Origin of the sequence: Amycolatopsis sp. NBC_01488, from assembly GCF_036227105.1 — a bacterium.
Classification (GTDB): Bacteria; Actinomycetota; Actinomycetes; order Mycobacteriales; family Pseudonocardiaceae; genus Amycolatopsis.
In genome coordinates this window covers 7609848-7623418 of the sequence record NZ_CP109434.1, presented here as the reverse complement: position 1 = coordinate 7623418, position 13571 = coordinate 7609848, and the positions used below count along the sequence as shown (strand labels likewise).

At 73.0% G+C, this 13571-nt stretch carries 14 protein-coding genes and 1 pseudogene; 9 read left to right on the top strand and 6 right to left on the bottom strand.

Going from position 1 to position 13571, the window contains the following annotated elements:
• The first annotated feature begins 43 nt into the window (after window positions 1–43).
• Entirely contained in the window at window positions 44–556 is a 513-nt protein-coding gene (locus tag OG738_RS35945; protein ID WP_329047664.1) for a DinB family protein, read from the top strand.
• 106 nt (window positions 557–662) lie between these two features.
• Here OG738_RS35945 and OG738_RS35940 read toward each other — a convergent pair whose 3' ends face one another.
• Window positions 663–1232, bottom strand: a complete 570-nt coding sequence (locus tag OG738_RS35940; RefSeq protein ID WP_329047662.1) for a TetR/AcrR family transcriptional regulator — start codon at window positions 1230–1232, stop codon at window positions 663–665.
• A gap of 48 nt (window positions 1233–1280) precedes the next feature.
• Here OG738_RS35940 and OG738_RS35935 point away from each other — a divergent pair.
• The 6 genes and pseudogenes from OG738_RS35935 (at window position 1281) to OG738_RS35910 (ending at window position 6695) form a co-directional block, all read left to right on the top strand.
• Window positions 1281–2242: pseudogene (locus OG738_RS35935) on the top strand (zinc-binding dehydrogenase).
• Between the two features lie 16 nt (window positions 2243–2258).
• Window positions 2259–2969: an MBL fold metallo-hydrolase gene (locus OG738_RS35930; RefSeq protein ID WP_329047661.1), complete on the top strand. Its 711-nt coding sequence runs from the start codon at window positions 2259–2261 to the stop codon at window positions 2967–2969.
• 124 nt (window positions 2970–3093) lie between these two features.
• On the top strand, window positions 3094–3912 hold the full coding sequence (locus tag OG738_RS35925; RefSeq protein ID WP_329047660.1) for an ABC transporter permease: 819 nt from the start codon (window positions 3094–3096) through the stop codon (window positions 3910–3912).
• The gene (locus OG738_RS35920; protein ID WP_329047658.1) at window positions 3897–4598 is read left to right on the top strand and encodes an ABC transporter ATP-binding protein; all 702 of its coding nucleotides are present in this window, start codon (window positions 3897–3899) and stop codon (window positions 4596–4598) included. Before OG738_RS35925 ends, OG738_RS35920 begins: the two co-directional genes overlap by 16 nt.
• Window positions 4585–5595, top strand: coding sequence for an ABC transporter substrate-binding protein (locus tag OG738_RS35915; protein ID WP_329047655.1), 1011 nt, complete (start codon window positions 4585–4587; stop codon window positions 5593–5595). The genes OG738_RS35920 and OG738_RS35915 overlap by 14 nt, the downstream gene beginning before the upstream one ends.
• A complete protein-coding gene (locus OG738_RS35910) occupies window positions 5592–6695 on the top strand; it encodes an LLM class flavin-dependent oxidoreductase (RefSeq protein ID WP_329047653.1) in 1104 nt (367 codons plus the stop codon). The genes OG738_RS35915 and OG738_RS35910 overlap by 4 nt, the downstream gene beginning before the upstream one ends.
• Here the strand turns inward: OG738_RS35910 and OG738_RS35905 are convergent.
• The 5 genes from OG738_RS35905 to OG738_RS35885 all read right to left on the bottom strand — a co-directional run bounded on the left by OG738_RS35905 (window position 6692) and on the right by OG738_RS35885 (window position 11474).
• Window positions 6692–7285 carry a class F sortase gene (locus OG738_RS35905; RefSeq protein ID WP_329047652.1) on the bottom strand — a complete coding sequence of 198 codons (594 nt, stop codon included), beginning with the start codon at window positions 7283–7285 and terminating at the stop codon, window positions 6692–6694. The genes OG738_RS35910 and OG738_RS35905 overlap by 4 nt on opposite strands.
• Window positions 7275–8123 (bottom strand): DUF4397 domain-containing protein, encoded by an 849-nt coding sequence (locus OG738_RS35900; protein WP_329047650.1) that lies wholly within the window; start codon window positions 8121–8123, stop codon window positions 7275–7277. The genes OG738_RS35905 and OG738_RS35900 overlap by 11 nt, the downstream gene beginning before the upstream one ends.
• Window positions 8124–8141: 18 nt before the next feature.
• Window positions 8142–9950: a glycosyl transferase gene (locus tag OG738_RS35895; protein ID WP_329047648.1), complete on the bottom strand. Its 1809-nt coding sequence runs from the start codon at window positions 9948–9950 to the stop codon at window positions 8142–8144.
• A gap of 95 nt (window positions 9951–10045) precedes the next feature.
• A complete protein-coding gene (locus OG738_RS35890) occupies window positions 10046–10831 on the bottom strand; it encodes an IclR family transcriptional regulator (RefSeq protein WP_329047647.1) in 786 nt (261 codons plus the stop codon).
• Window positions 10832–10883: 52 nt separating this feature from the next.
• Window positions 10884–11474, bottom strand: coding sequence for a TetR/AcrR family transcriptional regulator (locus tag OG738_RS35885; RefSeq protein WP_329047645.1), 591 nt, complete (start codon window positions 11472–11474; stop codon window positions 10884–10886).
• A gap of 88 nt (window positions 11475–11562) precedes the next feature.
• Here OG738_RS35885 and OG738_RS35880 point away from each other — a divergent pair, with 88 nt between their 5' ends.
• Both OG738_RS35880 and OG738_RS35875 read left to right on the top strand, forming a co-directional pair.
• A complete protein-coding gene (locus OG738_RS35880; RefSeq protein ID WP_329047642.1) occupies window positions 11563–12489 on the top strand; it encodes an oxygenase MpaB family protein in 927 nt (308 codons plus the stop codon).
• A 9-nt stretch (window positions 12490–12498) separates the two neighbouring features.
• A complete protein-coding gene (locus OG738_RS35875) occupies window positions 12499–13524 on the top strand; it encodes an LLM class F420-dependent oxidoreductase (protein WP_329047641.1) in 1026 nt (341 codons plus the stop codon).
• The last annotated feature ends 47 nt before the right edge of the window (window positions 13525–13571 follow it).

Here is a 13571-nt window from a genome sequence, read left to right as displayed (position 1 = left end):
CCGGTCACTCTATTTTGTCGGACCGGTGCGGTACCTTCCGGTCATGTCGAACACGGGTTCGAAGACGCATCGGTCCTGGCCCACCCCGCTGGCCGGGGACGAACTGCGCCTGCAACTGGACTTCCTGCAGTTCCTCCGCGCGACGGCGGTGAACAAGCTGGCGGGGCTGCCTGAGGGGTTGGCGGCGGCCACACCGTTGCCGACCTCGCCGCGGCTGAGTGCGCTGGGGGTGGTGAAGCACTTGACGGCGGTGGAGCGGTGGTGGTTGTCGATCGAGGCCGGGGGAGCGGATCTACCGTCGTTGTGGGCGGGCTCGCCGGATCCGAGCTGGGATTTGGCGGCCGACGACACGCCGGTCTCGGTGGTGGCGGCGTACAAGGCCGAGTGGGCGCGGTCGGAGAAATCGGTGCAGAGGTTGGGCCCGGACGACCGGACCCGGCGGCGCGGGGAGTTCACGGTCCGGTGGGTGGTGGCGCACGTGGTCCAGGAGACCGCGCGGCACGTGGGGCACTTGGACCTGCTGCGCGAACTGGCCGACGGGGAGGTGGGCGAGTGACGGGGTGAGGACCGGGTCGCGCGGCCGGGGAACGGTGGCTGGAGAGCGCTGGTCGGTTTGCACTACGGGGCACGTAGTTCTGCGCCGGGCAGCGTGCACCCGGTGATCAGGCCCGCAGCGCCCGGAGCGCGAGCGCGGCGAAGCGCCGTGAAGCACGAACGCGAGCCTCCTGGGAGGGCGCCTGGATGCCGCCGTTGGCCATGAGGATCAGGACCACGTCGTCCAGGACGGCGTCGGCGCGCACGTGCCCGGCCTGCTGCGCGCGGCGGATCAGCTCCGCGATCGACCGCAACGCCCGTTCGCGGTCGGCCGCGAAGTCGATCGCGTGCGGGAACGCCGACGTGAAGGCCGCGGTGAAGCCCCGGTCGCGCGCGTGCAGCTCGCAGAGCTTCTCGACCACCATGGCGAAACCGCGCCACGGATCGGGGTCGGCGAGTCCCTCGTCGACGATCGCGTAGCACGCCCGCATCTGGTCGGTGAACGCCGCGGTGACCAGCAGTTCCTTGGTCGGGAAGCGGCGGTACAGCGTGGCCGGCCCGACGCCGGCGCGCCGGGCGATCTCGCGCATCGGCACGTCCAGGCCGTCGGCGGCGAACACCGCGCGGGCCGCGTCCAGGATGCGTTCGCGGTTGTCGCGGGCGTCGGAGCGCAACACGTGAGGCACCTGCTCGGTCACGCTCTCACTTTAGCCAAGTGGACGCGGGCGTCCACTACCGTCGGGCCGATGAAAGCAGTTGCGGTGCAAGCATTCGGCGGTCCCGAGGGGCTCGCGGTCCTCGATCTCCCCGTCCCGGAGCCGGGCGAAGGGCAGGTCCTGATCGCCACCGAGGCGATCGGCGTCGGCGGCGTCGACGCGGTGATCCGGAGCGGCGCCCTCGCCGCGTACGGGTTCGAGGACGGGCACGTCCTCGGCGGTGAGATCGCGGGCACCGTCGCCGCGGTCGGCGACGGCGTCGACCGCGCGTGGGCCGGACGGCGCGTGTGGGCGTTCACCGGCGTCGGCGGTGGCTACGCCGAGCAGGCGGTCGCCCCGGCCGAGACGCTCGTCCCGCTCCCGGCGGCCCTGTCCGCCGTCGACGCGGTGACGCTCGGCAGCTCCGGTGCCGTGGCCCACTTCGGCCTCCGCCACGCCCGCTTCACCGCGGGTGAGTCGGTGCTGGTCCGCGGCGCGGCGGGCGGCCTCGGGATCATGACCGTCCAGCTCGCCGCCCGCGCCGGGGCGGGCGCGATCGCGGTCACGACGTCGTCGCCCGAGCGCGGCGACCGCCTGCGCGAGCTGGGTGCGACCCGCGTGCTGGACCGCGCCGGCGAGGGGTCGGCGGACACCTACGACGTCGTCATCGACGTCGTCGCCGGGCCGGAGCTGCCGTCGTTCTTCGCCAAGCTGAACCCGAACGGGCGCCTGGTGACGATCGGCGCGGTCGCCGGCGACCCCCCGGCCGACTTCGGCAGGCAGCTGTTCGCGGCGTTCCAGAAGTCGCTGTCGTTCGCGACGTTCAGCGCGAACACCGTGCCCCTGGCCGACCGGCGCGCGGTGACGCGGAGCTGTTCGCCGCGGCGAACCGGGGAGAGCTGACTTCGGTTGTGCACGACGTGCTGCCGCTGGAGCAAGCGGTACTGGCCCACCGGAAGATGCAGGACGGCGAAGTGTTCGGGAGGATCGTGCTGACCCCGGCGGAAAGCTGACCCGTAGGGTGTGGCCATGGCAGATCGGCTCTACTTCCGGCAGCTGCTCGCCGGGCGGGACTTCGCCGTGGGCGACCCGGTCGCGACGCAGATGGTGAACTTCGCCTACCTCATCGGCGATCGGGACACCCGGGAAGCGGTCGTCGTCGACCCCGCCTACGCCGTGCAGGACCTGCTCGGGGTCCTCGAGGCCGACGGCATGCGGCTCACCGGGGTGCTCGCCACCCACCACCACCCCGACCACGTCGGCGGTCAGATGCTGGGCTTCGACCTGCCGGGCATCGCCGACCTGCTCGCCCTGCAGCCCGTGCCGATCCACGTCAACGGCGCCGAAAGCGAGTGGGTCCGGCGGGTCACCGGGGTCTCCGGCACCGATCTGCGCGCGCACGACCACGACGACGTCCTCGAGGTCGGGTCGATCCCGATCCGGTTGCTGCACACCCCCGGTCACACGCCCGGCAGCCAGTGCTTCCTCGTCGAGGACAAGCTGGTCTCCGGCGACACGCTCTTCCTGGAAGGCTGTGGCCGCACGGACTTCCCCGGCGGGGACGCCGAGGAGATCTACCGCAGCCTGCAGGCCCTCGCCGGCCTGCCCGGTGATCCCGTCGTCTACCCCGGGCACCAGTACTCGGCCGAGCCGTCGGCCTCGCTGTCGGAGGTCAAGCGCACCAACTTCGTCTACCGGCCGCGGTCGCTCGACGAGTGGAAGGTCATGTTCGGCGGCTGAGCAAGCCGTTCCACGGGCTGAAACACCGCGATTTCACGGACTGGGCACCGATTGACTTTGCCTGCCCGGGGCTCGAATGTCGGGACCACGCAAGCCCGAACATCCCCGTCCCCGGGAGAAATCCGTGTCGATTTCCACCACGGGCGTGCTTCCGCGCGCCCGGAAACGCGCCGACGGGCCGCCGCGCAAGCTCGCGTGGCGGCCCGATCTGCGGCGCTGGATCAGCCCGGTGGTGCTCGTCGCCGCGTGGCAGACCGCCAGTGCCACCGGCGTCCTGCCGCCGGACAAGCTCAGTTCACCGTGGACGGTGGTGCAGGCCGGCGCCGAAGTCGCGCGCAGCGGCGAACTCGGCGATGCCTTCGCCGTGTCGCTGGGCCGGGTCGGTGCCGGGTTCGCGCTCGGCCTGGTCGCCGGGGTGGTGCTGGGCATCGTCTCCGGGCTGTCGAGCTGGGGTGAGGCGCTGGTCGACCCGCCGGTGCAGATGCTGCGCACGCTGCCGTTCCTCGGCCTGATCCCGCTGTTCATCCTGTGGTTCGGCATCGGCGAGGAAACCAAGATCGTGCTGGTCGCGCTCGGCGTGGCATTCCCGCTCTACCTGAACGTCCACTCGGGAATCCGCGGCGCGGACCCGGACCTCGTCGAAGCGTCGCGGGCGCTGGGGTTCAGCCGGGCGGAACGGCTCTGGCACGTCGTCCTCCCCGGTGCGTTGCCGCAGGCGCTGGTCGGGTTGCGGCAGTCGCTCGGCCTGGCCTGGCTCGCGCTGATCGTCGGCGAGACCGTCAACGCCGACGCCGGGGTCGGTTACCTGATCAACAACGCGCGGGAGTTCCTGCGCACCGATGTCGTGGTCGTCGGCCTGGTCCTGTACGCCCTGCTCGGCCTGGTCACCGACGCGCTGGTCCGGCTGCTCGAACGGAAGGTGCTGCGGTGGCGAACCCGGTAGCGGAGGTCCGTAACCTCACCAAGCGGTTCGGCGACCGGACCGTCCTCAACGGACTCGACCTGACCGTCGAGCGCGGCGAGTTCGTCGCCCTGCTCGGCCGCAGCGGCTCGGGCAAGTCGACGCTGCTGCGCGTCCTCGCCGGTCTCGACGATGACGTCGAGGGCCACGTGGTGGTGGGCGGGACCGTCTCGGTCGCCTTCCAGCAGCCGCGGTTGCTGCCGTGGCGGAAGGTCTGGCGCAACGTGGTGCTCGGCCTGCGCCAGGACGGGGTTTCCAAGTCCCGCAACCGCGCGCTCGCGGAGAAGGCGCTGGGCGAGGTCCACCTGGCCGACCACGCCGACGACTGGCCGCTCACGCTGTCCGGCGGTGAAGCGCAGCGCGTCTCGCTCGCCCGCGCCCTGGTCCGCGAACCCGGCCTGCTCCTACTCGACGAGCCGTTCGGCGCCCTCGACGCCCTCACCCGGATCGCGATGCACGGGCTGGTCCACGACCTCTGGCAGCGCCACCAGCCGGGCGTGCTGCTGGTGACCCACGACGTCGACGAGGCCCTGCGGCTCGCCGGCCGGGTCCTGGTGCTCGACGGCGGGCGGATCGTGGCCGAGCACCGGCCGCGCGAAGCCGACCACGACGACCTCCGCCGGCGCGTGCTGGCGGACTTGGGAGTGACCGAAGATGCAGTGGCGTAACGGAATCGCGGTCGTCGTGACGGCCTTGGTGCTGGCCGGGTGCGGCTCGGCGACCGGTTCGGACCAAAAGACCGTGCCGGGTCCGGTCAGCGCGGCGGACCTGGCGAAGGTGACGCTCAAGGTCGGTGACCAGAAGGGTGGTGTGAAGTCGCTGCTCACGGCGGCAAACCTGCTCGAGGGCACGCCGTACAAGATCGAATGGTCCACGTTCACTTCGGGACCGCCGCTGCTCGAAGCGGCCTCGGCGGGCGCGATCGACATCGGCCGGGTGGGGAACACGCCGCCGATCTTCGCCGCCGCCGCCAAGGCGAAGATCGCGGTCGTGAGCGTCGCACGCAGCAACGTCGAACGGGAGACCATCCTCGTCCCGTCCGACTCGCCGCTCACCGACGTCGCTTCGCTCAAGGGCAAGACGATCGGGGTCGCGAAGGGCAGTTCCGCACACGGCCAGCTGCTGAACACGCTGCACAACCACGGGTTGTCCACCCAGGACGTCAAGGTGAGCTATCTGCAGCCGGCCGAGGCCTACGCCGCGTTCACCCAGCACGCGATCGACGCGTGGGCGATCTGGGACCCCTACACCGCGCAGGCCCAGATCGAGGCCAAGGCGCGGGTGCTCGCCGACGGGCGGGGCGCGTCCAACGGCCTGGCCTTCGAGACCGCGAGCACCGCGGCCCTGGCCGATCCCGGCAAGAACTCGGCGATCCGCGACCTCGTGGTGCGGGTGGTCAAGGCGCAGAAGTGGGCCGACACGCACCGTCCGGAGTGGGCGGCGGCGTGGGCCAAGGAAACCGGGCTGAAGCTCGAGGTCGCTCAGAAGGCCGTGGACGCGGGCCGCGACCAGCCGATCCCGCTGGACGACTCCGTGGTGGCGTCCGAACAACAGCTCGCGGACGCGTTCACCAACGAGAAGACGTTGCCGGGCAAGGTGGACTTCGCCGCGTTCGCCGACCGGCGGTTCGCCGCCGACCTGGACCGGGCGAGGAGCAACGGATGACCATCACGCTGCACTGGTTCCTGCCCACCAGCGGCGACGGCCGCACGATCGTGGAACGCTTCCACGCCAACCGGTCCCAGGGCCCGTCGGCGCAACGCGCACCCGACCTGGACTACCTCGCCCAGGTCGCCCGCGCCGCCGAGCGGCAGGGCTTCGAAGGCGTCCTGACCCCGACCGGCACGTGGTGCGAGGACGCGTGGCTGACCACGGCCGCGCTGATCCGCGAGACGAGCAGGCTGAAGTTCCTGGTCGCGTTCCGCCCCGGCGTCCTTTCGCCGACGCTCGCCGCGCAGATGGCCGGTACCTTCCAGCGGCTGTCGAGCGGCCGGGTGCTGCTCAACATCGTCACCGGCGGCGACGCGGTGGAGCAGCGGCGCTTCGGCGACTGGCACGACCACGACGCCCGGTACGCCCGCACGGACGAATTCCTGACCATCGTGCGCGGCGTCTGGTCGGGAGAGCCGTTCAGCTTCGAAGGCGAGCACCTGCGCGTCGAAGGCGCGACGACGCTGGCCGCGCCCGACCCGGTGCCGCCGATCTACTTCGGCGGGTCGTCGGCGGCCGCGCTCCCGGTCGCCGCCCGGCACGCCGACGTCTACCTGACCTGGGGCGAGCCGCCCGCTCAGGTCGCGGAGAAGATCGGCAAGGTCCGCGCGCTGGCCGGGGACCGGCCGATCCGGTTCGGCGTCCGGCTGCACACGATCTCGCGCGACACCTCCGCCGAAGCGTGGGCGGAGGCGCAAAAGCTCCTGGACGCGCTGAGCCCGGACCAGGTCGCCAAGGCGCAGGCGCAACTCGCCGCGAGCGAGTCGGTCGGGCAGCAGCGGATGGTCGCGCTGCACGGCGGCCGGACGGACGGCGGCGTCCGCGGGCTCGAGATCCACCCCAACCTGTGGGCCGGCGTCGGCCTGGTCCGCGGCGGCGCCGGGACCGCGCTGGTCGGCAGCCACGCCGAGGTCGCCGACCTGATCGAGGAGTACCACAGCGTCGGCGTCAGCGAGTTCGTGCTGTCGGGCTACCCGCACCTCGAAGAGGCGTACTGGTTCGGCGACGGCGTCCGGCCCGAACTCGCGCGCCGCGGGCTGCTCAAGGAGTACTAGCCCCAGCGCGTCGAGGCGTAGACGACGATGTTGTCGCGATAGGACCGTTTCGCCGCGTCGAAGCTGCCACCGCAGGTGATGAGCCGCAGCGCGCTGCCCGGCGCCGGCCCGTACACCGCGTCGGTCGGGAACGCGTTCTTCGGGTAGCGCTCGACGGTGTCCACGACGAACCGGGTCTCCTGGCCGTCGGACCGCGCGACGAAAACTTGGTCGCCGTCGCGCAGGTCGCGCAGCCGGAAGAACGGCGCCGGCCCGGACCGGGAGTCGACGTGCGCGGCGATCACCGCCGGGCCCGGGTCGCCCGGCACCGGGCCGGCGGCGTACCAGCCGACGTCCTCGAACCGGGCGGGCGCTTCGAGCTGGTGGTCGGCGCCCAGCCCGAGCGGGACGAGCGCGGGCGCGTCGACGCCGATGGCGGGGATCCGCAGCCGCACCGGGCGGACGTCGGCCGGCGGCGGCAGCGGCAGCGGGCCGCCCGCCACGGTCGTCGGTGACGCGGGCGGCGGTGAAGCCGCGGGCTGGGCCGGGGCCGCCGAGCAGCCCGCGGCCAGCACCGCCACGACGAGCAGCGCGCCGAGGTCAGCGCGCACGAGCCGCCCGGCGCCCCACGAGCAGCGCGGCCAGCAGGCCGGCCGCCGCGAACGCCGGCCACCAGGGCCGGCCGGACGACGGTGCGGTGCCGCCACCCCCGGTCTCGACGCCGAGCTTCGGCGGCTCCGGCAGGGACGCGCCGTCGGAGATCGGATTCACCTTGAGCGCCCCGGAGTTCTCGGTGACCAGCAGCGTCGTCGACGTCCCGGCCCTGACGTCGACGTTCGCGGTCGACTGCACCGTGCCGCCGGTCAGCTGCAGCGGCCACCGTCCTTCCGGGACGTCCACATAGGACGACGTCTGACCGTAGGCGGCGTCCTTGGCGATCGAGACGCCGGTCGGGCCCGCGACGCTGACCGGGGCGATCGCCGCCGACCCCTCGACGACCCGGACCCGGCCCCTGCCGGCGGCCGGCGCGCTGAGGTCGTCGGTCACGAGGTCGCCCTTCAGGGTGCCGTCCGGTCCGTTCGCGAAGACCAGCAGCGAGTAGGCGGTGCGCTCGGCGACGTCGATCGTCGCCGACAGCGCGGGCGGGGTACTGGACGCGGCGTCGGCGGGCCGCATCGACAGCGTGTACTTGCCGGGGTCGAGCGACGAGTACGGGGTCACCGCGCCGTAGCCCGCCTTGCGGATGACGAGCTTCTCGGCCTGGCCGAACGGCGCGAAGTAGATGTCCACCGGCGGCACCTTGGGGGAGAGGTGACCGACCCGGATCCAGCCGACGCCGGGGCCGGGGCCGGTCGCCGCCTCGGCGGTCACCGGCGTCAGCGCGACCAGCAGGAGGGCCGCGGCGGTCAGCCCGCCGGGTCTGAGCAGGAGCTTCGGGAGAGTGCGCATCGGAGGGCCTTTCGCCGGTCAGGGGGAGGAGAACGGGACGAGCAGTCCCGGTGGCGCGAACAGCGGGTAGGTGACGAGCACGCCACCGCCGGTCCGGACGGCCGACGCGGGGCGGAACAGGTCGCGCTGGCCGGTGTAGAACGCGGCCACGCCGTCTTCGCCGCCGGTCAGCAGGACCCGGCGGCGGGGTTGCCCGGCGCGGTCCTCGCCGGGGACTTCGGGGAACGCCGCGACCCGGACCGGCTGCAGGGCCGCGAGCGCGGCGATCGTGGCGATCAGCCGGGGGTCGACGCGGCCCGCGCGGAGCAGGGCGGCGGCGTCCGGGGCGAAGGTGATGCGGGCCGACGCCTGGAGGGCCACGCCGGCGTGGGCACGGGCCGACGCCTCCGACGCCGCCGCCGGGTCGGCCGGGGGCAGGCCGAGCCGGGAGACGGTGACCAGTCCGTCGCCGGTGCCGAACACCGCGGTCGCCCCGGCGCCGTCGAAAGCGGCGCCGAGGGCCGGGTAGCGGCCGCGGAGGTCGGCCGCGTCGGCCGCGAAGACCGCCCACTCGGCGGGTGGGCAGGCGGCCGCGCACGCGGCGGGCGCGACGAGCATGCCGGTCGGCCAGCCCGCCTTGGCGAGCTCGGCCCAGGCGGCGTCGTCGACGAGCACGCGCGAGCCGGAAGCGTTGGCCCGCAACCATTCCTGCGCGTCGGCCAGCGGACCGCCGCGATCGGTCGAAGGCCGCAAGGCCGAGTAGCCGTGTACCCAGCCAGCGGCGACGACGGCGACGAGGACGAGCGCGGCCGGCGCGACCCCGCGGCGGCGCCCCGGTCCCGGCCGGTGGGCCGGGGTGCGCTGCCGGGTCACGGCCTGCACGACCCCGGCCAGCAGCAGCGGCGTGACCGGCAGCAGCAGGGCGAGCACGGCGGTGTGCGGGACGCCCGGGACGGCCAGGGTGGCGGCGAGCAGCAGGCCGGTCACCGCGAACGGCCGCAGGGCCGTCACGGCCAGCGCGGCCACCAGTGCGACCGTCGACAGCACCGCCCACCCCGGGTCGAGCGCGACCCAGTCCGCGACCGACGGGCGGCCCGCGGCCGCGAGGTGCGGCCGCAGGATCCCCGCCGCCGGGCCGAAGGCGATGCCGAGCCCGAGGTTGAGCAGCACCGCCACCAGCGCGGCCCGCACCGGCGCGCGCCGCACCAGCAGCCAGCCGGCCGCGGGCAGGAAGAACAGCGCCAGCGGCGAGGTGAGCACCGCGGCCAGCAGGCAGGCCGCGGCCAGTGCGTCGTGCCGGATGCGGGCGTCCGGCTTGGTGATCAGCACGAGTGCGCCCAGGGCCCAGACCGCCGCGAGGTGCTCGACGACGACCAGCCGCTGCAGGCCGAGCGCCAGCGGGGACGCCGCGAGCAGCAGCACCGCGGCCGCCGACGCCCACCGCGTCAGGCCGAGCCGGCGCGCGAGGAACCACAGCAGGAGGGCACCGGCGACCGCCGCGACGAGCATCGTCTCGCGCACCGCCGCCAACGCCGTCGCCGAGCGGCCGAACGCGTCCGAGACCATCGTGTACGCCGAAAGCTGCCACCAGCCGAACGGACTGACGCCGGCGCCGCCCGCGTCGGTGAACGGCGTGAGGTGGCCGAGCGCGTAGGCGTGGGCGACGTTCGCGGCTTCGGCGGGCAGGGCCGGGGCGGGCGCGGCGAGGTAGAGCACCCGCAGGCCGCCGGCGAGGGCCAGCAGCGCGAGCACGATGTCGAGCGACAGCAACCGGTGTCCGGCCGCCGGCTCGGGAAGCGTCGCGGGGGAGCGGCCCGAGAACGTCGTCCCCCAGCTGTGCTGGGCCATTGGACGGATCGTAGCCGCTCCCGATCACCCGTCCAGCTCGGGAGGGTTACGTCAGCCGGACGGCCTAGAGCACGGAAAAGCCTTGTCCCGCAAGATTATTTCCGACTGTCCCGAGTGGATCCGGAGAGTGTCCGGGTCAACGCGAGTGCGACCGTGCGGACGGCGGGCGCGACCCGTTCGGTCCGCATCCGGTTGGCCCAGCCGGAGATCGAGACCGCCGCGACCGCGACGCCGCGCGCGTCGAGCAGCGGGCTGGCCGCGCAGACGACGCCGACGCCGGATTCTTCGCGCTCCAACGCGATCCCGTCCTCGCGGACCCGGGTCAGCTGGCGGCGCAGCAGTCCGGGAGCGGTGATCGTCTTGGGGCTCATCCTGGGCAATCCGGCGTCGATCACCTGATTCACCACGGATTCCGGCGAAAACGCGAGGATTGCCTTCCCGACGCCGGTGGCGTGCGCGGGGAACCGGCCGCCGATGCGCGACGGCAGCGTCGGCGCGTCCGGGCCGCGCAGCACGTCGAGGTAGACGACTTCGGTGCCTTCGAGGATCGCGAGGTGGACGGTGTTGCGCGTCGCTTCGCGGAGGTCGGCGAGATACGGCCGGGCCGCTTCGACCAGCCCACGGCGCGGGGAGGCCAGTTGGCCGATTTCGAACAGGCGCAGCCCGAGCCGCACCGAGCCGTCGTCGCGTTCGAGCAGGCCGGTTCCGGTGAGGTGCCCGACGAGCCGGTGCACGGTCGTCTTGGCCAGCCCGGTCCGGCGGGCCAGCTCGGAGACGCCGAGGGCCTCGTCACCCGGCCGGAAGGCTTCCAGGAGCGCGGCGAGCCGGGCCGCGACGAGACCGTCGCCGCTCGCGCCGTCGTTCCGCCCAGCGGTACGCATGGGTTGAGTGTGCCCGATCCGCCGCGCGAGTGTCACGAGGTCGGAGGTGAGGTCAGTGGTCGTCGGCGCCGAGCACCAGTTTCACGCAGTGGGCGACGAGCCGGTCGCGCGAGACCTTCAGCGAGCCGTCGAGGTAGGCGATGAAGACGTTGCTCAGCGCGCCCACCAGCCCGACGGCGACCAGCCGCCGTTCGGTCTCGTCGCCGTGGGACAGCTGCTCGCCGACGAGCGCGGCGAACACCGGCAGCAGGTGCAGGCCCCGGCGGGTCAGCGCCGGGTCGGTCAGCGGCGCGAGCAGCAGGATGCGGCCCTTGCGGGGGTCGTCGACGATCAGCTCGACGAACGCGCGCACCGCGTGCTCGGCCCGCAGCGTCGGGTTCGGCGCGTCGCGCACCGCGTCGACCAGCGCCTGGCGGGCCTGCTCGCCGACGTGCTCGTAGACGGCCGCGACCAGCTCCTCGCGGTCGGTGAAGCTCTCGTAGAAGTACCGCTCGGTGAGCTTCGCGTGCCGGCACACCGCGCGCACGCTCGTCCCGCCCGACCCCTCGGTGCCCAGCAGGTCGAGACCGGCGGCGACGAGCTGTTCGCGCCGCTGCGCCTTGCGGTCGTCCAGGGTCGTGCCCGCCCACGTGCGGCCCGGCATGGTGGCTCCTCGGTTGACTACATGTGTTGTCAGATCCTAGCCTGACAACAACCGTAGTCAGTTTTCGACTCGACGAGGAGTGCCGACGATGCCACGGGAAACGCCGGAGCCACTGGGCCCCGACTCGCTGACGTGGAAGTACTTCGGCGACTGGCGGGGCCTGCTCATCGCGTTGTGGGCCGGCTCGATGCAGAACATGCACCCGGGCCTCGGCGCCGGCGTCGAGCAGCACTCGCGGTTCTTCGAGGAACGCTGGCAGCGGCTGTTCCGTTCGCTCTACCCGATCGGCGGCGTGGTCTACGACGGCCCCCGCGCGCACCGGACCGCCTGGGAAGTCCGCGGGTACCACGACCGCATCAAGGGCGTCGACGCGCAGGGCCGCCGCTACCACGCGCTCGACCCGGACACCTACTACTGGGCGCACTCGACGTTCTTCGTCAGCACGATCCTCATCGCCGACCACTTCATGGGCGGCATCGGCGAGGCGGAGAAGCGGCGGCTGTTCGACGAGCACGTCACGTGGTGGCGGATGTACGACATGACGATGCGCCCGGTCCCGGAGAGCTGGGAGGACTTCCAGCGCTACTGGAAGCACATGTGCGCCGAGGTCCTGGAGGACAACAAGGCCACCCGGGACGTCCTCGACCTCGGCGGGATCGCGAAACCCCCGTTCCTGCCCTGGCTGCCCGGCTTCCTGTGGCGCCCGGTGAGCGCGCTGATCGCCAAGAACTTCGTCTGGCTGACCGTCGGCCTGTACGACCGCGAGATCCGCGACCTGCTGCGCTTCCGCTGGACCGACCGCGACGCGCGGCGGCACCGGCGGGCGGGGAAGCTGATCAACGCCGTGTTCCGGCTCGTCCCGCACGACCGCCGCTACCACCCCCGCGCCCGGGCCGGCTGGCGCCGGGTGCGCGGCGCGGTGGCCGCGGACGCGCCCGTGGTCGAGACTCCACGCAGGAACCTGCCGCCGCTGTCCGAGCGGGGCAAGCCCGAGCACTACGCGCCGAACGTCTAGGAGGCATTCGTGAAGCTGGGATTCCACGTCGGGTACTGGGGCAGCGGCCCGACCCCGGGCGCACTCGAAGCGGTGCTCAAGGCCGAGGAGCTCGGCTTCGACTCGGTGTGGACGGCGGAGGCGTACGGCTCGGACGCGTTCACGCCGCTGGCCTGGTACGGCGCGTCGACCAGCCGGATCCGGCTCGGCACGAACATCGTCCAGATGGCCGCGCGCACCCCGACGGCCACGGCGATGAGCGCGCTGACGCTCGATCACCTCTCCGGCGGCCGGATGGTGCTCGGGCTCGGCGCGTCCGGCCCGCAGGTCGTCGAGGGCTGGTACGGCCAGCCGTACCCGAAGCCCCTCGCGCGGACGCGGGAGTACGTGGACATCGTCCGCCAGGTGATCGCTCGCGAGGCCCCGGTGACCCTGGACGGCCAGCACTTCCAGCTGCCGCTCAAGGGCGGCACCGGGCTCGGCAAGCCGCTCAAGCCAACGGTGCACCCGCTGCGCACGGAGATCCCGATCCACCTCGCCGCGGAGGGCCCGAAGAACGTCGCCCTCGCCGCCGAGATCGGCGACGGCTGGCTGCCGCTGTTCTTTTCGCCCAAGAGCAACGACTTCTACAGGGCGGCGCTGGCGGAAGGGTTCGCCCGCGAAGGCGCCCGGCACACCTTCGACACGTTCGAGGTGCCGTGCTCGATCCCGGTGATCGTGCACGACGACGTCGAGGAGGCGGCTTCGTGGATCAAGCCGTCGCTGGCGTTGTACATCGGCGGGATGGGCGCGAAGAGCGTGAACTTCCACCACGACGTCTTCGCCCGGCTCGGCTACGAGGACGTCGCGGACAAGGTCCAGGAGCTGTACCTCGCGGGCCGCAAGGACGAGGCGACCGCGGCGATCCCGACGTCGCTGGTGGAGGACACGTCGCTGATCGGCCCGGCGGCGAAGATCCGCGCCGAGCTGCAGGCCTGGGAGGAGACGGTGGTGACCCAGCTGCTGCTGCGCGGGGACGCCGCGACGCTGGAGAAGATCGCCCGCGCGCTCGGCTAGCGCGGGTCGATCCGTGGCCTTGGTCACGACGATGGCACGATTCCCTT